This is a genomic window from Microbacterium schleiferi (assembly GCF_038150145.1).
GTDB classification, from domain to species: domain Bacteria; phylum Actinomycetota; class Actinomycetes; order Actinomycetales; family Microbacteriaceae; genus Microbacterium; species Microbacterium schleiferi_B.
Genome location: NZ_JBBWSA010000005.1, coordinates 236,296 through 254,662 on the forward strand (window position 1 = coordinate 236,296; position 18,367 = coordinate 254,662).

Sequence of the window (18,367 nt, forward strand, 5' to 3'; positions counted from 1 at the left end):
ACTGTTCGCCGACGGTGTCGCCATGGTCCAGCTTCTCGGGCCGCAAGACAGGCTCCTGCGCGTTGTCGAGCGGGAGCATCCGGATGTCGACGTGCACGTCCGCGGAAACGAGATCACTCTCGCGGGCAGCGCAGCAGCTGTGGCCGCGGCACGAGACCTCGTCGAGGAGCTGCTCACCATGACCCGCACCGGTCACGATCTCGCGCCAGCAGATGTCTCCAGTTCGAACCGCATCCTGCGAAGCGATGGCAACCCTCGTCCATCCGAGGTCTTGGGTGAGGCGATTCTCTCCAGTCGTGGAAGGGTGATCCGCCCGAAAACGCTGGGGCAGAAGTCGTACGTGGATGCGATCGAGCAGACCACGATCACGTTCGGCATCGGGCCGGCCGGCACCGGCAAGACCTACCTGGCCATGGCCAAGGCCGTGCAGGCGCTGCAGCGAAAAGAGGTCAGCCGCATCATCCTGACCCGCCCCGCCGTCGAAGCCGGCGAGCGACTCGGTTTTCTTCCCGGAACGCTGACCGACAAGATCGACCCGTACCTGCGCCCGCTCTACGACGCGCTGAACGAAATGATGGATCCAGAGATTGTGCCCAAGCTCATGGCGACGGGCACGATCGAGGTCGCGCCCCTCGCATACATGCGTGGCCGCACGTTGAACGACTCTTTCGTGGTTCTGGACGAAGCTCAGAACACCACCCCCGAGCAGATGAAGATGTTCCTGACCCGCCTCGGCTTCAACACGAAAATGGTGGTCACGGGCGATATCACTCAAATCGACCTCCCCCAGGGGGCATCGGGTCTGCGCCTCGTGACGAAGGTGCTGAGCAGGATCGACGACATCCACTTCGCATACCTCACGAGCGACGACGTCGTGCGCCACTCGCTCGTCGGCAAGATTGTCGACGCCTACTCCGAGTATGACGAGCAGCGACTGTCAGCAAAGCGGGAACGCGACGAAGCGAGCGAACTCAGCAATCGTGCTGAGCGCCGCGGCACGAGCCGGCCCGCCGGTCCCCGCGATCACATGCCCAAACGAGGACGCCGATGACGATCGAAATCACCAACGAATCCGGAATCGACGTCGACGAGACAGTCCTGCTCCGGCTCACAGAGAACAACCTCGCTGAGTTGTTCGTCAGCCCGGATGCCGACCTCGCGATCCTCCTGGTCGACGAGGGCGCGATGGAGTCGCTGCACGTCCAGTGGATGGATGAACCCGGCCCCACGGATGTGCTCAGCTTTCCGATGGACGAACTGCGCCCGGGAACGGAAGATGCGCCGACCCCCGAAGGGCTGCTGGGTGACATCGTGTTGTGCCCGCAGGTCGCTGAAACCCAGGCTCAGGCCGCCGGTCACTCCACGATGGACGAACTGATCCTGCTCACCACCCACGGACTCCTGCACCTGCTCGGTTTCGACCACGCCGAGCCGGCGGAAGAGCGTGAGATGTTTGCCCTCCAGCGCGACCTCATCGTCCGATTCCACGCGGCAGAACGCCGTCGTCTCAAGCCGTGACCGCGGCCCTCCTACTGGCTGCGGCAGCCCTCTTGGTCGCCTTCGGTGGTCTGATGGCGGCGGTGGACGCAGCACTCGGAGTGACCTCCCGCTCAGACCTCGAGGAGATGAGTCAGTCCGGTCGCAATGCCGCGTTCCTCCGCGGAATCGCCGATGACCCTGCGGCGCACGCCAACGCCGCGGGCTTCATGCGCGTCTTGTCCGAGACCACCGCGGCGGTGCTCGTGACGGTTGCGCTGACGATCCTGTTCGACAGCATCTGGTGGGCGATGCTCGCTGCCGCGATCATCATGACGGGTATCTCGTTCGTCGTGGTCGGCGCGAGCCCGCGCAGCGTCGGGCGCCTGCATGCGAAGGGGCTCCTCCGGGGCGCTGGTCCCGTCATCCGCGCTATGCGCATCGTGCTGGGCCCTCTCGCTCACGGTCTCGTGGCGCTCGGTGACCGTGTGACGCCCGGTGTCGCCCGTGGATCATCGTTCGCCTCTGAAGAGCAGCTACTCAGCATGGTGGACGAGGCGGCATCGCAGGACCTCATCGAGGAGGACGATCGCGAACTCATCCACTCCGTGTTCGACTTCACCGACACGTACGTGCGCGCGGTCATGATTCCGCGCACAGAGATGGTGACCGTCGAGGCTGACACCACCACGAAGGACGCCATGGAGGTGTTCCTCGACAAGGGAGTCTCGCGGGTTCCCGTCGTCGATGACGAAGCCGATGACGTCATCGGAATGCTCTACCTCAAAGACCTGGTGCAGTTCGCGTACCGCGACGAGGCCGGGTGGCGGGCTGCCGCGATCTCGCAACTCGCGCGACCTGCCGTGTTCGTGCCGGAGTCCATGCGAGCCGAGACTCTTTTGCAGCAGATGAAGCGCGAAGCCGTGCACGTGTGCATGGTGGTGGACGAGTACGGCGGGGTCTCGGGCCTCGTGACCCTCGAGGACCTGATCGAGGAGCTGGTGGGCGAGATCGCTGACGAGTTCGACCCGCGGGCCACCGAGATCGCCGAAGTCGCAGAAGGACGCTACCGCGTGAGTGCCCGATTGGGGCTGGCGGAGGTCGGGGAGCTCTTCGACCTCGATCTCGAGGACGACGAGGTCGATTCGATCGGGGGACTTCTGGGCAAGCAACTCGGCAAGGTGCCGCAGCCCGGAGCGGTGACGGATTTCGAAGGGCTGCGAATCACCGGCGGCGCTTCCCGCGGCAAGGGTCGCGGCATCTCGACCGTGTTTGTCGAACGCATTCCGCTCGAGACCGACGCGGAAAGCGACGCAGCTGCCGACGACGAGGGCTTGGCTGCGGTATCCGAGACGTCATCTGAACGGAAGGTGCGCTCGTGAGCGACGGCAATTTCCGATCCGGCTTTGTGACCTTCGTGGGGCGCCCCAATGTCGGCAAGTCCACGCTCATGAATGCGCTCGTTGGCGAGAAGATCGCGATCACCAGCGACAAGCCGCAAACCACCCGGCGGGCCATTCGCGGCATCCTGAATCGCCCCGGCGGGCAGATCGTGATCGTCGACACCCCAGGTCTCCACCGCCCGCGCACGCTCCTCGGTCAGCGCCTGAACGATCTCGTCGAAGAGGTTCTCGGAGACGTTGATGTGATCGCGTTTTGCGCACCAGCGACGGAGAAGGTCGGCCCCGGCGATCGACGGATCGCCGAGTCTCTCGACGGGTACGCGTCGGCGAAGAAAATCGCCCTGGTAACCAAAACGGATGCCGCATCCCGTGATCAGATCACGGAGCGGCTCATGGAAGTCGACGGTCTGCGTGAGGACTGGGCGGCGGTGATTCCGCTTTCAGCGGTGACGGCTGATCAGCTCGGGGTTCTGGCTGATGAGATCTTGAAGCTGCTTCCCGAAGGGCCTGCCCTGTATCCGGACGGCGTCGTCACTGACGAGTCGGACGATGACCGGATCGCCGAGATCATTCGGGAGGCTGCGCTCGATGGCGTCCGTGACGAGTTGCCACACTCCATCGCCGTCGTCGTGCAGGATGTCGAAGCACGTGAGGACTCGGACCTGATCGATGTCTATGCCGACATCGTGGTTGAGCGCGACAGTCAGAAGGCGATCATCATCGGCAAGAAGGGGTCGCGGCTCGCACGCGTCGGCGCCACTGCCCGTGAACAGATCGAGCCGCTCCTCGGGTCCCGTGTCTTCCTGTCACTGCACGTGAAGGTAGCCAAGGACTGGCAGCGAGACCCGAAGCAGCTCGGTCGCCTCGGCTTCTGACCCTCACGTGCAGATCCCGCTCCTCAGCCGAGTGAGCGGAGGGCTGACTGGATGATCACGACACCGTCGCCATACTCGGCATCCGCGGCATCCTGCAGCGTGCCGTCATCCCAGATCACCTGTGCCCAGACGTAGCCGTCCTGCGTCCATGTCGCCAGCAGCAGATCGCCGAGAGCTGTCGGTAGCTCACTTGCGATCTCGTCGAGCTCTGCGACTGGCGTTTCGCCCGAAACTCCTCCCGTTGGGTCCTCTGGACGAACCGGATCGTAGAGAGCGAGCATGATCGGCGGCTGAGTGGCGGTGAAAACATCGCCATCGAATGTTCCAAAGACCGCGTAGGTGCCCCATCTCATGTCACCGGATTCTTCGAAACCGTCGACACCGTCCCAGCTCCAGTCCATGAGCGGCAACCCCTCGCACTGCGGCGGGTAGGACTCGGCGATCGGGCCGAGGCAGAGACTCACATCCCCAGCGACATCAAGCACAGTTCCCGTGCCGACCAGTTCGCCGTCCGGCGGGCTGATTTGTGTGGTTGACAGTGACCCGCCGGCGGCACCGGACCCGCTGGCGCATCCGGCGGTGATCAGCAGGAGCGCTGCAGCGGCGAGCGCGGCAACACCGAGACGAGCGGTGATCCTCATACCCATACTGTGTCGAAGGCGAAAGAAACGTCTCACGGATCAGGGGACGAATTGCTGGTAGCATCGCCGTATGCGTGCACTCTCGCTTCTTCTTAGCTGCCGCGGCGGGGCCATCTAGGGCCTACCTCGTCGCGGAGCTTCGTGTCGGCCCGTTCACCTCGAGCCAGGAGCAGGAAGAGCGACACCATGAAGAACACTCAGCAGCCGTCGGGGATGCCGACGCACAAGTACGTTCCGTATCACGAGCAGATCCGCGTGTCGGTTCCCGACCGCACGTGGCCCGACGCGAAGATCACCCAAGCGCCCCGCTGGTGCGCCGTAGATCTGCGCGATGGGAACCAGGCGCTCATCGATCCGATGAGCCCGGAGCGCAAGCGGATCATGTTCGATCTGCTGGTGAAGATGGGCTACAAAGAGATCGAGGTCGGCTTCCCGTCCGCGAGCCAGACCGACTTCGACTTCGTGCGTCACCTGATCGAAGACGATGTCATCCCGGATGACGTCACTATTCAGGTCCTGACGCAGGCGCGCGAGCACCTCATCGAGCGGACGTACGAATCCATCCGCGGCGCAAAGCGCGCGATCGTACACCTCTACAACTCCACGAGCATCCTGCAGCGCGATGTCGTGTTCCGCACCGACAAGGAGGGGATCATCGACATCGCCCTCGAAGGTGCTCGCCTGTGCCGCAAGTTCGAGGCGACGGTTCCCGACACCGAGGTCTTCTACGAGTACTCGCCTGAGAGCTACACCGGGACCGAGCTCGAGTTCGCGGTCGACGTGTGCAACCAGGTTCTCGAGATCTTCGAACCGACGCCTGAGCGCAAGGTCATCATCAACCTGCCGGCGACGGTCGAGATGGCGACGCCGAACGTCTACGCCGACTCCATCGAGTGGATGAGCCGCCACCTGAACCACCGTGAGAACGTCATCATCTCGCTGCATCCGCACAACGACCGTGGCACTGCGATCGCTGCTGCCGAGCTCGGCTATATGGCCGGGGCCGACAGGATCGAGGGATGTCTGTTCGGCAACGGCGAGCGCACCGGCAACGTCGACCTGGTCGCGCTGGGAATCAACCTGCTGACGCAGGGAGTCGACCCTCAGATCGACTTCAGCGACATCGACCAGGTCAAGCGCACCGTCGAGTACTGCAACCAGCTGCCCGTGCATGAGCGCAGTCCCTGGGCTGGTGACCTCGTCTTCACCGCCTTCAGCGGGTCGCACCAGGATGCGATCAAGAAGGGCTTCGAATCGATGGATGCCGCGGCCGCGGCGCAGGGGGTCTCTGTCGACGAGCTGGTGTGGGCTGTGCCGTACCTGCCGATCGATCCCAAGGATCTCGGCCGCTCCTACGAGGCCGTCATCCGCGTGAACTCGCAATCGGGTAAGGGTGGCGTCGCGTACCTCTTGAAGACCGACCACGCCTTGGACCTGCCGCGTCGACTGCAGATCGAGTTCTCGGGCGTCGTGCAGGCAAAGACGGATGCCGAGGGCGGCGAGGTCACGAGCGACCAGATCTGGTCGATCTTCACCGACGAATACCTGCCGAGCACGGTTGCCGACGAGCGCTGGGGCCGGTTCGAGTTGCTCTCGACGCGCACCGAAAGCGACATGACCGGTGACGTCGTCCTCGACGTGCGGCTGCGTGACGGCGATGCCGAGATCTCGGCTCGCGGAAACGGCAACGGACCAGTCGCGGCGTTCCTGTCCGTGCTGCGCGAGCAGGGGTTTGATGTCACCGTCTACGACTACGTCGAGCACGCTCTCAGCGCCGGCGGCGATGCGCAAGCGGCTGCCTACGTCGAACTTCAGGTCGAGGGCGAGCGGCTGTGGGGTGTCGGAATCGACGGTGACATCTCGACGGCTTCGCTGAAGGCGATCGTCTCGGGCGTGAACCGCGCCATCCGCGTCCGCGAGGAGTCCGGAGCTCTCGCCGCGGTCTGACAGCCGAGTGTGCGCGGGGGTTACCGGTCAGCCGGTTGCCCCCGCGTCGCCGTTGTCAGGACTTCCGGCATCACCGACGACGGTGATCGCCGAGGTCTCGACGGCGACCTTCCGGCGGTAGAGGGCACGCTGTTCCGGAAGCGAGATATCGAAAACGACAGCGAGCAGGCGGATGACTGTGGTCACGGCGACGGCCATGATCGCCGCGGCGGTCAGTGGCGCCCCCAGCGAGAACGAGACGGTGAGGACGACGCACCCCGCACCCGCCGCTACCGCGTAGAGCGATCCGACGTGCATGATCGCGACAGGCAGGCCCATCAGCACATCGCGCAGGATGCCGCCACCCACCGCAGCGGCGACGCCAACGAAGATCGCGGGCACCTCGGGTAGGCCGAGATACAGCGCCTTACTTGTGCCGAAGGCTCCGAACAGGCCGATAACGAGAGCGTCGAGTCCGACGATCAGCCAGCTGACGCGCTCGAGGATCGTCGCGAGCAGCATCCCCAGGAGCGCGGCGGCGACTGCCGTGATGAGGTACCAGTTCGACTGCAGCGTCGACGGGGTGACGTTCAGCAGCAGGTCACGGATGAGACCGCCACCCATCCCCATGACGATCCCGATGATCGCGACGCCGAGGAGATCCAGGCGCCGCTGGCCGCGGAATCCCGAGGCGAACAGCGCGCCCTGGAGCCCGCCCAGCGCCACGGCAGAGAGATCTGCCCAGAGCGGGATCACAAAGAGCGGCTCGTTCACCCGTCCATTGTCGCTCGATGCCGGGATAATCGAGGGGTGCCCACCTACCGTGACGAAGTCGTGGTTCTGCGCACCCACAAATTGGGTGAAGCGGACCGGATCGTCACGCTCCTGAGCCGACGCCACGGCAAGGTCCGAGCCGTGGCCAAGGGCGTGCGCCGCACGTCGTCGCGGTTCGGCGCTCGTCTCGAGCCCTTCATGGTCGCCGACGTGCTGCTGTATCAAGGGCGCTCGCTCGACGTCGTGCAGCAGGCTGACAGTCTTGGCGCGTATGGCGCCGACATCGCGCTGCACTACGACCGGTACACTGCCGCGCACGCGATGGTCGAGACTGCGGACCGCCTGAGCGAGTCCGAGGCGACGACACAGCAATATCTTCTGCTGCTCGGCGGCCTCCGGGCGCTCGCTCGGGGGGAGCACGCGTCGCGCAGCATCCTCGATTCGTACCTGCTTCGCGTCATGGCCCTGTCGGGATGGGCGCCCGGGCTTGAAGCGTGCGCCCGCTGCGGGCGCGTCGGCGAGCACACCTCGTTCGTTGCGCAGCTTGGTGGGATGGTCTGTCCCGACTGCGCGCCGGTCGGGTCTGCGCGGGTGGATGCGGAGACTCTCGGGGTGTTGCGCGCGCTCATGACGGGGGAGTGGGACGTGGTGGATGGGGCATCGGCCGGAGCAGGTGGAGCGGCATCGGGCCTGATCGCGGCGTACACCCAGTGGCACCTCGAGCGCGGCATCCGTTCACTCGTACACCTCGGTACTTTTGCGCCACCCACACAGCAGCCGGCAGCCGTTCAGACGATGGAACCCACTCCATGAGCCCCAAGCCCTACACCCACCGTGACGCCGTGCCCTATCGGCCGATCGATTGGACGGGTCTCTACCCGCCCGCGCTCCCCAAGGGTTCGGTGCCAAACCATGTCGCGATCGTCATGGATGGAAACGGACGCTGGGCGAACCGCCGCGGTCTGACGCGTGTCGAGGGGCACAAGGCCGGGGAAGCAGCGCTGCTTGATGTCGTGGCCGGTGCCATACAGGCCGGCGTCAAGCACCTGTCGGTGTACGCGTTCTCGACCGAGAACTGGTCTCGCTCACCCGACGAAGTCCGCTTCCTCATGGGGTTCAATCGCGACGTGCTGCACCGCCGTCGTGACCAGCTGAACGAATGGGGGGTGCGTGTGCGATGGGCGGGTCGCAAGCCCCGGCTGTGGTCGAGCGTCATCAAGGAACTGCAATTTGCCGAGCAGCTGACCGCAGGCAACAACGTCCTGACGCTCACGATGTGCGTCAACTACGGCGGTCGGGTAGAGCTCGTCGATGCGGTGCGCTCCATCGCCGATGACGTGGCCGCGGGCCGGCTGCGTGCCTCCGCGGTGAGCGAGAAACTGATCGCGCGGCGGCTCTATCAGCCGGACATGCCAGACGTGGATCTTTTCATTCGGTCCAGCGGCGAACAGCGCACATCGAACTTCCTCCTCTGGGAGTCGGCATACGCGGAGTACGTGTTCCTCGACACCCTCTGGCCGGACTTCTCTCGGGCAGACCTGTGGCGGGCGATCGACCTCTACCTCGGACGAGACCGTCGGTTCGGCGGAGCGGTCGACACCCCCGAGCCTCCCACCCTCTGACCTCGCGACCCCGGGCGTCGTGAGCATCGCCTCCCTACGTGACCTTCGTCCCTGTCTCGGCATGCTCGCCGGGAGTAATCCAGGTACGAGAGAGTGCGACGTACGCACAGCAAGGGGGCTGAAGGATGAGCACTGCACCACGCTCTGGCACGGCGGCCGCGCCGGCGATGGGAATGTCGGCGACGACGATGGCACTGCTCATCGCTACCGCCGTAGCGAGCGTTCGCGGCCTGCCTGCTATGGCGGTCTACGGCTGGGCTTCCGTCTTCCTGTACATCCTGCCCGCCATCGTGTTCATGATCCCCGTGGCGCTTGTGGCAGCGGAACTCGCGAGCGGATGGAAGGGAGGCGTCTTCGTCTGGGTCAAGGAAGCGTATGGGGACCGAATGGGCTTCAGCGCCATCTGGCAGCAGTGGATCCAGAACGTCGTCTGGTACCCGGCGCAGCTCGCGTTCTTCGCCACGGCGCTGGCCTACGTGTTCAACCCCGCGCTGGCTAACAATGGCCTGTTCACCGGTTTCGTCATCCTCGTCGTGTACTGGGGATCGACCCTCATCGCCTTCCGTGGTGTGAAGGCCTTCGCATCGGTCAGCAGTATCGGATTCCTCGCCGGGACGATCGTGCCGTCGGTTGGCCTCGTGGTGTTCGCGATCTTGTTCCTGACCGGGGGAGGAGCGTCGAACTTGCCCGCGCCGGCGGCCGCGGATTGGATGCCAGCGTGGACCGGGATCACGAGCATCGTGCTCATCGTGAGCAACTTCCTGGCGTACGCCGGCATGGAGATGAACGCCGTTCACGTCAATGAGATGGATCGGCCGCGCCGCAACTTTCCGCGCGCAATCGTGCTCTCCGCGGTTCTGATCCTCATTGTCTTCATCTTCCCGACGTTGGCGATTTCGGTCGGCGTCCCTGCCGACAAGGTCAATCTCACCCAGGGGGTGCTGCAGGCCTTCGACGTGTTCTTCCAGCAGCTGGGCATCCCGTGGGCGACGACGGTGATGTCGCTGCTCATCGTCTTCGGCATTCTGGCTTCCGTCGTCACCTGGATTCCGGGGCCGAGCAAGGGCCTGTTGCTGGTGGGCCGTCAGGGTTACCTCCCACCAGCCCTGCAGGGCACCAACAAGTACGGGATGCAGTCGCCGATCATGATTGTGCAGGGGCTCATCGTGACGGTGCTGGCGATCGTCTTCGCCATGATTCCGTCGGTGCAAAGCGTGTTCTGGATCTTCTCGGCGATGGCAGTGCAGTTGTACCTGATCATGTACATGGTGATGTTCCTCGCCGCCATGCGTCTGCGCCGCACGCACGCGGATGTGCAGCGCGGATTCCGGGTGCCCGCGATGCCGGTGGTCGGGTGGATCGGGTTCGTCGCGAGCCTGCTGGCGTTCCTCATTGGCTTCGTCGAACCTGCAGGCAGCGGCGTGGGACAACTGCCGTACACGCTGTTCCTCGTCGGGGGGATCGTCGCCCTCGGTATCTGGCCGTTCATCCTGTACGCGGTGCGCAAGCCCAGCTGGAAGGTGCATCCCGACGTCTCGCACGTGCACGAACCAGAACCGAGTCCGAACACGCCGCCATCGCCCTGACGTGCGCGGGCAGGAACTGAAAGACTCTCAACCACAACCCGGAGGGACGCACGACCATGCTTCACGAACGTGACAACATCCGCGACGAGCTGTTCGACGAAGTCTTCGCGTCGACGGATCTTTCGGTCGCGTTGCCGAAGTTCCGGATGCCGGAGAAGGAGCATCTCGCCCGCCACGCCTATCAGGTGGTCTCGGACGAGCTGATGCTCGATGGGAACTCGCGGCAGAACCTTGCGACCTTCTGTCAGACCTGGCTCGAACCCGAGGTCCGACAGCTGATGGTTGAGACGCTCGACAAGAACATGATCGATAAGGACGAGTATCCGCAGACCGCAGCCATCGAGGCTCGGTGCGTCCACATTCTCGCGGACCTGTGGAACTCCCCCGAGGCCGCGAACACGCTCGGCACATCCACGACCGGATCCAGCGAAGCCGCAATGCTCGGCGGAATGGCGCTGTTGTGGAAGTGGCGGGAGCGCAGACGTGCCGCAGGCAAGCCGACCGACAAGCCCAACCTCATCTGCGGGCCGGTGCAAGTGTGCTGGCACAAGTTCGCCCGGTACTGGGACGTCGAGCTTCGGGAGATCCCCATGGAAGGGGATCGGCTGATCATGACGCCTGACGAGGTCCTCAAGCGGGTTGATGAGAACACGATCGGTGTTGTGCCGACGCTCGGGGTCACTTTCACCGGTGCTTTCGAGCCTGTGCAGGCGGTCAGTGACGCCCTGGATGGTCTTCAGGAGCGCACTGGCCTCGATGTGCCGATGCACGTGGACGGTGCCAGCGGTGGATTCCTTGCTCCCTTCACCGCGCCGGACATCATCTGGGACTTCCGTCTGCCGCGGGTCAAGTCGATTAACGCGTCCGGTCACAAGTTCGGTCTCGCGCCGCTGGGCGTCGGCTGGGTGGTGTGGCGCGATGCGTCAGATCTTCCCGAGGACCTGATCTTCGAAGTCAACTACCTGGGTGGCAACATGCCCACGTTCGCGCTGAACTTCTCGCGTCCGGGCGGTCAGATCATCGCTCAGTACTACAACTTCATTCGCCTCGGAAAAGAGGGTTACCGTCGGGTCCAGCAGGCCTGCTACGACACGGCGATGTATCTCGCACAGGAGATCGCGGCGCTCGGCCACTTCGACATCATCAACGACGGCAGCCCGGAGGTGGGCATCCCGGCAGTGTCGTGGAAGCTCAAGGAGGGAGTGGAGCATCCGTTCACCCTGTTCGATCTCGCCGACCGCCTTCGTACCCGTGGATGGCAGGTGCCCGCGTACACAATGCCCGCGCACCGCGAAGACATGGCAGTGCAGCGCATCCTCGTGCGCGCCGGATTCAGCAGGGACGAGGCATCCCTGCTGATGAACGACTACCGCGACGCCATCGCTCACTTCGACAAGCACCCCGTCTCGGTGCCAATGACTGAGGAGGAAGCGGGAAGCTTCCACCACTGAGTCAGAACATCAGCGCGGTCAGCTGACGAGGTTGCTTTCGATCACAGCGACAATCGCCGGGTCGTCAGGCTTGGTTGTCGGGCGGAACCGATGCACAGTGCCGTCGGGCGTGAGCAGGAACTTTTCGAAGTTCCACAGCACGGGACCACGCTTGCCCTCGGCATCCTTCGCCTTCTTGAGGGCCTTGTAGAGCGGTGCTGCGTGGGAGCCGTTGACTTTGACCTTCTCGACCACCGGGAACGAGACGCCCCAGGTGGTCGCGCAATAGTCGAGGATCTCGTCCATGCTGCCCGGCTCTTGGCCCATGAACTGGTTGCAGGGGAACCCGATGACGGTGAACCCACGAGCGCCGTAGGTCTTCTGCAGCTGTTCGAGCTGCTCGTACTGTGGCGTCAGACCGCATTTCGAGGCGACGTTGACCACCAAAACGACGCCGTCACCGTAGTCGGCCAGCGTCGCAGTTTCGCCGTCGGCTGTCGTGAAGGGGATGTCGCGGAGGGAAGTCTGCGGTGCGTCGGTCATGGGTTCAGGCTACCGTCGCGTCTGAGGGGACAGCGCGGCGAGGCAACGCGTAGGTCTGGGAGAATGGGTGGATGCCGTCATCACCGTCCGCCACGTCCGTCGCGCCGCTGCGCATCGGTCCGATCACGGTCGATGCGCCGGTCGTGCTCGCACCGATGGCCGGCATCACCAACACGGCGTTTCGGCGGTTGTGTCGGGAGTACGGCGCAGGCCTCTACGTCAGTGAGATGATCACGTCACGTGCACTCGTGGAGCGCAATGAGACGACGATGCGGTTGATCACTCATCACGAGTCCGAGACCCCGCGGTCTATTCAGCTGTACGGCGTCGATCCCGCCACGGTGGAGGCTGCAGTTCGGATTCTTGTCAAGGAGGACCGAGCAGATCACATCGACATGAACTTTGGATGCCCCGTCCCCAAGGTCACGCGAAAAGGAGGCGGCGCCGCCCTCCCGTGGAAGCTCGGCCTGTTCCGTGAGATCGTGACGCGCGCCGTTGCCGCAGCGGGACCCATCCCCGTGACGGTGAAGATGCGCAAGGGAATCGACGACGACCATCTCACCTACCTCGAGGCGGGCAGAATCGCCGAGGACGCCGGCGTCTCAGCGGTCGCACTTCACGCCCGCACAGCCGCCCAGTTCTATTCGGGGGAGGCTGACTGGGAAGCGATCGCTCGCCTCAAAGAGCACGTGAGCTCGATTCCGGTGCTCGGCAACGGTGACATCTGGGCAGCCGAGGACGCGACGCGGATGATGGCCGAGACCGGATGCGACGGCGTTGTCGTGGGTCGCGGGTGCCTCGGGCGGCCCTGGCTGTTCGGAGAGCTGGCGCGGGCGTTCGACGTGGATGCCGGACCGATTGTCGACGCGAATCTGGGCTTCGTCGCGCGTGCCTTCCGTCGGCATGCTGAGCTTCTGGTCGAGTTCTTCGAGGACGAGGGCCGCGGATGCCGCGACATCCGAAAGCATGTCGCCTGGTACTTCAAGGGTTATCCGGTGGGCGGCGACCTCCGAGCCAGACTTGCGACGGCATCCTCCATCGCTGAGATCGACGAGCTGCTCGCGGAACTGGACCTCGACGCTCCCTATCCGGGAAGCGCAGCCGAGGGTCAGCGCGGGCGCGCCGGAACCCCGAAGCGTCCTGCTCTGCCGGAGCGCTGGCTTGATTCTCAGGACATTGACGGCGTCGACTCGTGTGCGCTGGCCGACGCCGAACTGGACCACAGCGGTGGCTGAGCGAGGTGTCCCGGTGCATCGCGGGTATGCGGATGCCGATGCCGAACGCTTCTATGGCGAGCACCACCGATCGCAGCGCGACGGTTTCGCGCGGGACCGGGCGCGCGTACTGCATTCGGCGGCGCTTCGCCGCCTTGCCGCCAAGACCCAGGTCCTGAGCCCCGCAAGCCCGGCTGATTTCGCTCGCAATCGCCTGACCCACTCGCTCGAGGTCGCCCAGGTCGGACGTGAGCTTGCCACGGCGCTCGAACTGGCGCCCGACGTCGTCGACACCGCGTGCCTGAGTCACGACCTGGGGCATCCTCCCTTCGGTCATAACGGCGAGCGTGCCCTCAATGACTGGGCAGAAGACATCGGTGGATTCGAAGGAAACGCCCAGACCCTGCGGATCCTCTCTCGCCTGGAACCCAAGGTCATCGACGCCAACGGCCGGAGCCACGGCCTGAACCTCACGCGCGCAAGCCTGGATGCCACGTGCAAGTACCCCTGGACGTCTGAGCATCCGCTTCCAGACCCGGGCGGACGACTCAAGTACGGGGTCTACGACGAGGACGAGGCGGTCTTCACCTGGATGCGCGAGGGTGCACCCGGTCGCGTCCGCTGCATCGAGGCCGAGGTCATGGACCTCTCCGACGACATCGCGTATTCCGTCCATGATTTCGAGGACGCGATCGTCAACGGCTACCTCGATCCGGCGCGCCTGGCCGATCCAGCTGAGCATGATGCTCTGATCAGCGCGATTCAGACTTGGGTGGGCTACGACTTTGCGCGAGACGAGCTCGAAGATGCCCTCTATCGTTTGATGCGGATGCCTGAGTGGGTGGCGAGTTTCTCGGGTACGCGCTCCGACCTTGCCCGGCTGAAGAACCTGACCAGCGACCTCATCGGACGTTTCGCCCGGGCGGCCGTGACCGCGACCCGCGCGGCAGCCGCAGGCCCAGATCTGACCCGCTTCCATGCTCACGTCGTGGTGCCGCGCGTCATCGAGGCCGAGATGGGGGTGCTCAAGGGCATCATTGGTGCTGTGGTGGTGAGCATCGATGGTCGTAAGGCGCTCTATAAGGAGCAGCGCCGCCTGCTCAAGCGCTTAGCCACAGCGCTCTGGGAGAACCCGCACGAGCTGGATGCCGTATACCGCGAAGACTTCCATCACGCCGCGAGCGATCGCGAACGGCGCCGCACGATCGTCGACCAGGTCGCTAGCCTGACCGATCAGCATGCGATCTCGTGGCACGGCCGGCTTGTCGGCGAGGTGGATGTCGCATCCCTCGGGATCTGGGTACCTGGCACGCCGATGCGGGCACAGTAGGGGCCTCCGGATGCCAGGACGTATCGCTCAGGCCGACATCGACGAGGTGAAGGCCCGCACGAACATCGCGGATGTGATCGGCGAACGTGTTGCGCTCAAGCCCGCCGGTGTCGGTTCGCTGAAGGGATTGTGCCCCTTCCACGATGAGCGCAGTCCGAGCTTCCACGTGCGACCACAGGTCGGCTTCTATCACTGCTTCGGGTGTGGCGAGTCGGGCGATGTGTATTCGTTCCTGCGCAAGATGGACCATCTGAGCTTCACCGAGGCCGTCGAACGCTTGGCAGGCCGCATCGGTTACACCCTGCACTTCGAGGAGGGTGGCGCAGCGCCGGAGAACTCGGGCCGCAGCCGCCTCTACGCGGCCAACGCTGCCGCTGCCGAGTACTTCCGCGCCCAACTTCTGACGCCCGAGGCCGAGATCGGACGTCGGTTCCTGGGGGAGCGTGGCTTCGACGCTGCTGCCGCTGCTCACTTCGGGGTGGGCTTCGCGCCCAAGGGTTGGTCGAACCTGTCGGATGCCCTCACTGCGCAGGGGTTCACGCGTGAGGAGCTGTTGGCTGCCGGACTGCTCTCGCAGGGTCAGCGCGGTACGTACGACCGCTTTCGTGGCCGACTGATCTGGCCGATCCGTGATGTGACGAGCCAGGTCGTCGGTTTCGGGGCGCGGCGGCTGCTCGAAGATGACCAGGGCCCGAAGTATTTGAACACGCCAGAGACGTCGATCTACCGAAAGTCCCAGGTGCTCTACGGGCTTGATCTGGCTAAGCGTGACATATCCCGGGAGCATCGGGTCGTGGTCGTCGAGGGCTACACCGACGTCATGGCGTGTCACCTCGCGGGCGTCACAACGGCGATCGCGACGTGTGGCACGGCCTTCGGCAGCGACCACATCACTGTGCTCCGGCGCGTTATGGGCGACGATTCGAGTGGGGGAGAGGTGGTCTTCACCTTCGATCCCGATGCCGCAGGCCAGAAGGCTGCCCTGCGGGCCTTCGCCGACGAGAAGCGCTTCTCGGCGCAGACCTACGTCGCTGTCGCTCCGGACGGCCTCGACCCGTGTGATCTACGCCTCGCCCGCGGCGACGATGCAGTGCGGGCCCTCATGACGACCAAGGCGCCGATGTTCGAGTTCGTCATCGACCAGCGTCTTGAACAGTACGACCTCGCGACTGTCGAGGGTCGGGCTGCGGCGCTTCGGGCGGCGGCACCGGTGGTTGCCGACATCCGAGACCCATCCTTGCGTCCCGGCTATGTTCGCGTGCTGGCGCGCCGGATCGGACTCGACCTCGACGAGGTGGGTGCCGCGGTGACTCGTGCTTCCCGCTCCCGCGACGCGGGCGGAGGGTCGCAGCGACGCGGCAGCGACGGTGCGGCGTCCGAGCGCCAGCATCCGGATGATGGACCCGTGGTCGCGGCCCCGCCGGTGCTGGTCCCCACGATTGCGTCGCTTCCTCGCACGCGTGATGTCGTGATCGAGCGGGATGCGCTCATGGCTGCATTGCAGTTCGGGCACCGCCTCGACGATGCGACAGTCCGGCGCGCCCTGGGAGCCGCGTTTCAGCATCCCGCGCTCGATGCGGTTCGCATGGCCGTGGTTGAGGCGCCCGATTACACGCGGGCGGGATGGGCGGTGCAGGCCGTAGACACCATCCGCGAGCCCTACCGCGCCCTCGGCTCGGAGCTGCTGATGTCTTCGTTCCCTGCGCTCGGTGAGGCGGATGCCGCAGCGTCTGCATCTGATCTGATGCGTCGACTTATCGTCCGACGCGTCGATTCGGAAAAGGCGGAACTGGTGCGCGCCGTCCAGCGGGTGCCACCGGATTCGGAAGATGGGCGTCGGATTCGGTTGCAGTTGCGCGAGCTCGACCTTGAGCGGCAGCGGTGGACAGGAGACAGCGAGCGCTGATCGGTCCGGAGTCCAGACTGGATCCCAGCGCGACGGCACGGCAGGATGAGAGTATGTCTCCTCGTCGCAGAGCCACCGAAGCGGCGATCGTGTGCTCGGACCTCTCGATCAGTCACAACGGTCGCGGCGAGATCGACAAGCTCATCGACGGGATCACGTTCACTGTTGCGCGTGGTTCGGTCCTCGCGCTCATGGGTCCTACAGGTGCCGGGAAGTCGAGTCTGCTCTCGGTGCTCGCCGGTCGTGCACACGAGGGGGTTTCGGTCACGGGCGGAGACGCGCTCGTCGATGGCATTTCGGTGCGGCGGCCCGGCAGGGCAATCCGTGAACTGACCTACTTTGCCGGCTACCTGCCGCAGTCTGCGGGAGCGTACCTGCCATCCCGGCTGACGGTCTCTGAGGTCATTGCCGAGCCGATCACCTCGCGAGAGCGCCGCATCAATCAGAAGGCCCTCGCGATCCGGGTCGCAGGGCTGCTCGATGAACTCATGCTTCCCCTCGGCGCTGCAGGCAAGTTCCCGTACGAGCTGTCGGCCGGGATGCGCCAGCGCGTGGCCCTCGCTCGATCCCTTGTCGTCGACCCGCGGATCCTCGTGGCCGATGAACCGTTTGCGAACCTCGATGTCGAAGTCCGCAAAGCTGCGCGCGATGCCATCACGAGGCGACGGGATGACACGGGCATGGCCGCTGTCATCTCCACGCATGACCCCGAAGCCGTCAAGGAACTCGACGCCAACGTGCTCGTGCTCCGAGGCGGGCACGTCGTAGCCTTCGGCCACGGCACGAACGATCTCATCTGGACACCCAGTGCAGAAGCAGATCGCCGATTCGTCGTGTCCTGAGGGCGCGCCGCGGGGCTGACTCGCGTCGTTGAAACGCCTCCGGCTTTGCTAAGATAGTGGGGTTGCCCGCTGCGGCGGGCATATTCCTCGGTAGCTCAATTGGCAGAGCAATCGGCTGTTAACCGATAGGTTCTTGGTTCGAGTCCAAGCCGGGGAGCCATTACTTCTCTTTCTCGTCGACAGTTCAGGCGTCGAGGTCGTCGACGCCTGGCATCCACGAATTGCCCGGCGTTCCCCAGCCGCGCTTGCGAGAGATCTTCTGCGCGGTGCGCCAATCGCGGTCAGCGAGCCTGTCCACATAGAGCACGCCGTCAAGGTGATCGAATTCATGCTGCAGGATGCGAGCGCGCCATCCGTCGACCTCGATATCGACCTGCTGACCCTCGAGATCGATTCCTGTTACTCTGGCACGCTCGGACCGGCGCAGCGGGAACCGCTCACCGGGGAAGGACAGGCAGCCCTCGGACTCCTCGTCGGGATCTGGCTCGCCAGGCTCGAGGGGAGCGATCCACAGTTCCGGGTTGATGACCACGCCACGCCACGGCGCACCGTCGTCATCGGTGTAGCTGTAGGTGAAGATCCGAAGCCCCACGCCCACCTGCGGGGCGGCGAGCCCGACGCCGGGCGCGGCATCCATCGTCTCGTACATGTCCTGGACGAGCTGATGGATGTCGTCGTCGATCTCCGCGACGGGAGCGGCGGGAGCGTGGAGGACGGGATCGCCCATGATGCGGATCGGGAGAACTGCCATGCGACAAGCCTATTGAGACACACGGCGTCTGGCCGACGCCGGGATAGG

General features: G+C 64.8%; 17 protein-coding genes and 1 tRNA gene. 14 read left to right on the plus strand and 4 right to left on the minus strand.

Features of this window, described 5'->3' with window-relative positions:
• Window positions 1-22 precede the first annotated feature (22 nt).
• The 4 genes from AADH62_RS07635 to era are packed head-to-tail and all read left to right on the plus strand — an operon-like array spanning window position 23 to window position 3,754.
• Window positions 23-1,051 carry a PhoH family protein gene (locus AADH62_RS07635; protein WP_341578950.1) on the plus strand — a complete coding sequence of 343 codons (1,029 nt, stop codon included), beginning with the start codon at window positions 23-25 and terminating at the stop codon, window positions 1,049-1,051.
• Window positions 1,048-1,518 (plus strand): rRNA maturation RNase YbeY, encoded by a 471-nt coding sequence (gene ybeY, locus AADH62_RS07640; RefSeq protein WP_331792321.1) that lies wholly within the window; start codon window positions 1,048-1,050, stop codon window positions 1,516-1,518. The genes AADH62_RS07635 and ybeY overlap by 4 nt, the downstream gene beginning before the upstream one ends.
• Complete coding sequence (locus AADH62_RS07645) at window positions 1,515-2,858, plus strand: hemolysin family protein (protein ID WP_341578917.1); 1,344 nt, start codon at window positions 1,515-1,517, stop codon at window positions 2,856-2,858. The genes ybeY and AADH62_RS07645 overlap by 4 nt, the downstream gene beginning before the upstream one ends.
• Window positions 2,855-3,754 (plus strand): GTPase Era, encoded by a 900-nt coding sequence (era, locus tag AADH62_RS07650; RefSeq protein WP_341578918.1) that lies wholly within the window; start codon window positions 2,855-2,857, stop codon window positions 3,752-3,754. The genes AADH62_RS07645 and era overlap by 4 nt, the downstream gene beginning before the upstream one ends.
• 23 nt (window positions 3,755-3,777) lie before the next feature.
• Here the strand turns inward: era and AADH62_RS07655 are convergent, their stop codons facing one another.
• The gene (locus AADH62_RS07655) at window positions 3,778-4,395 is read right to left on the minus strand and encodes a hypothetical protein (RefSeq protein ID WP_341578919.1); all 618 of its coding nucleotides are present in this window, start codon (window positions 4,393-4,395) and stop codon (window positions 3,778-3,780) included.
• 186 nt (window positions 4,396-4,581) lie between these two features.
• On the opposite strand from AADH62_RS07655, the gene leuA reads away from it, so the two are divergent.
• A complete protein-coding gene (gene leuA, locus AADH62_RS07660; protein WP_341578920.1) occupies window positions 4,582-6,342 on the plus strand; it encodes a 2-isopropylmalate synthase in 1,761 nt (586 codons plus the stop codon).
• 27 nt (window positions 6,343-6,369) lie between these two features.
• Here the strand turns inward: leuA and AADH62_RS07665 are convergent, their stop codons facing one another.
• Window positions 6,370-7,095 carry a trimeric intracellular cation channel family protein gene (locus AADH62_RS07665; protein ID WP_341578921.1) on the minus strand — a complete coding sequence of 242 codons (726 nt, stop codon included), beginning with the start codon at window positions 7,093-7,095 and terminating at the stop codon, window positions 6,370-6,372.
• 36 nt (window positions 7,096-7,131) lie between these two features.
• On the opposite strand from AADH62_RS07665, the gene recO reads away from it, so the two are divergent.
• The 4 genes from recO (at window position 7,132) to AADH62_RS07685 (ending at window position 11,754) form a co-directional block, all read left to right on the plus strand.
• The gene (gene recO / locus AADH62_RS07670; RefSeq protein ID WP_341578922.1) at window positions 7,132-7,908 is read left to right on the plus strand and encodes a DNA repair protein RecO; all 777 of its coding nucleotides are present in this window, start codon (window positions 7,132-7,134) and stop codon (window positions 7,906-7,908) included.
• The gene (locus AADH62_RS07675) at window positions 7,905-8,717 is read left to right on the plus strand and encodes an isoprenyl transferase (RefSeq protein ID WP_341578923.1); all 813 of its coding nucleotides are present in this window, start codon (window positions 7,905-7,907) and stop codon (window positions 8,715-8,717) included. Before recO ends, AADH62_RS07675 begins: the two co-directional genes overlap by 4 nt.
• 125 nt (window positions 8,718-8,842) lie before the next feature.
• Entirely contained in the window at window positions 8,843-10,303 is a 1,461-nt protein-coding gene (locus AADH62_RS07680; RefSeq protein WP_341578924.1) for an APC family permease, read from the plus strand.
• A 56-nt stretch (window positions 10,304-10,359) separates the two neighbouring features.
• Window positions 10,360-11,754, plus strand: a complete 1,395-nt coding sequence (locus tag AADH62_RS07685; protein ID WP_341578925.1) for a glutamate decarboxylase — start codon at window positions 10,360-10,362, stop codon at window positions 11,752-11,754.
• An 18-nt stretch (window positions 11,755-11,772) separates the two neighbouring features.
• Here the strand turns inward: AADH62_RS07685 and AADH62_RS07690 are convergent, their stop codons facing one another.
• On the minus strand, window positions 11,773-12,276 hold the full coding sequence (locus tag AADH62_RS07690) for a glutathione peroxidase (RefSeq protein WP_341578926.1): 504 nt from the start codon (window positions 12,274-12,276) through the stop codon (window positions 11,773-11,775).
• Window positions 12,277-12,347: 71 nt separating this feature from the next.
• On the opposite strand from AADH62_RS07690, the gene dusB reads away from it, so the two are divergent.
• The 5 genes from dusB to AADH62_RS07715 all read left to right on the plus strand — a co-directional run bounded on the left by dusB (window position 12,348) and on the right by AADH62_RS07715 (window position 17,728).
• On the plus strand, window positions 12,348-13,511 hold the full coding sequence (gene dusB, locus AADH62_RS07695) for a tRNA dihydrouridine synthase DusB (protein WP_341578927.1): 1,164 nt from the start codon (window positions 12,348-12,350) through the stop codon (window positions 13,509-13,511).
• Between the two features lie 13 nt (window positions 13,512-13,524).
• Entirely contained in the window at window positions 13,525-14,820 is a 1,296-nt protein-coding gene (locus AADH62_RS07700) for a deoxyguanosinetriphosphate triphosphohydrolase (protein ID WP_341578928.1), read from the plus strand.
• Window positions 14,821-14,830: 10 nt separating this feature from the next.
• On the plus strand, window positions 14,831-16,726 hold the full coding sequence (dnaG, locus tag AADH62_RS07705; RefSeq protein ID WP_341578929.1) for a DNA primase: 1,896 nt from the start codon (window positions 14,831-14,833) through the stop codon (window positions 16,724-16,726).
• Between the two features lie 53 nt (window positions 16,727-16,779).
• A complete protein-coding gene (locus AADH62_RS07710) occupies window positions 16,780-17,568 on the plus strand; it encodes an ATP-binding cassette domain-containing protein (protein WP_341578930.1) in 789 nt (262 codons plus the stop codon).
• Window positions 17,569-17,652: 84 nt separating this feature from the next.
• A tRNA-Asn gene (locus AADH62_RS07715) sits at window positions 17,653-17,728 on the plus strand.
• A 24-nt stretch (window positions 17,729-17,752) separates the two neighbouring features.
• Here AADH62_RS07715 and def read toward each other — a convergent pair.
• Window positions 17,753-18,319, minus strand: coding sequence for a peptide deformylase (def, locus tag AADH62_RS07720; protein ID WP_341578931.1), 567 nt, complete (start codon window positions 18,317-18,319; stop codon window positions 17,753-17,755).
• Window positions 18,320-18,367 lie beyond the last annotated feature (48 nt).

Bases quoted from the DNA above. Each gene is read 5' to 3' on its own strand.
- dusB (WP_341578927.1), top strand. From the start codon at position 12,348: ATGCCGTCATCACCGTCCGCCACGTCCGTCGCGCCGCTGCGCATCGGT.
- ybeY (WP_331792321.1), top strand. From the start codon at position 1,048: ATGACGATCGAAATCACCAACGAATCCGGAATCGACGTCGACGAGACA.
- AADH62_RS07710 (WP_341578930.1), top strand. From the start codon at position 16,780: ATGTCTCCTCGTCGCAGAGCCACCGAAGCGGCGATCGTGTGCTCGGAC.
- AADH62_RS07680 (WP_341578924.1), top strand. From the start codon at position 8,843: ATGAGCACTGCACCACGCTCTGGCACGGCGGCCGCGCCGGCGATGGGA.
- AADH62_RS07675 (WP_341578923.1), top strand. From the start codon at position 7,905: ATGAGCCCCAAGCCCTACACCCACCGTGACGCCGTGCCCTATCGGCCG.
- AADH62_RS07685 (WP_341578925.1), top strand. From the start codon at position 10,360: ATGCTTCACGAACGTGACAACATCCGCGACGAGCTGTTCGACGAAGTC.
- def (WP_341578931.1), bottom strand. From the start codon at position 18,319: ATGGCAGTTCTCCCGATCCGCATCATGGGCGATCCCGTCCTCCACGCT.
- leuA (WP_341578920.1), top strand. From the start codon at position 4,582: ATGAAGAACACTCAGCAGCCGTCGGGGATGCCGACGCACAAGTACGTT.
- dnaG (WP_341578929.1), top strand. From the start codon at position 14,831: ATGCCAGGACGTATCGCTCAGGCCGACATCGACGAGGTGAAGGCCCGC.
- AADH62_RS07690 (WP_341578926.1), bottom strand. From the start codon at position 12,276: ATGACCGACGCACCGCAGACTTCCCTCCGCGACATCCCCTTCACGACA.
- AADH62_RS07655 (WP_341578919.1), bottom strand. From the start codon at position 4,395: ATGAGGATCACCGCTCGTCTCGGTGTTGCCGCGCTCGCCGCTGCAGCG.
- AADH62_RS07635 (WP_341578950.1), top strand. From the start codon at position 23: ATGGTCCAGCTTCTCGGGCCGCAAGACAGGCTCCTGCGCGTTGTCGAG.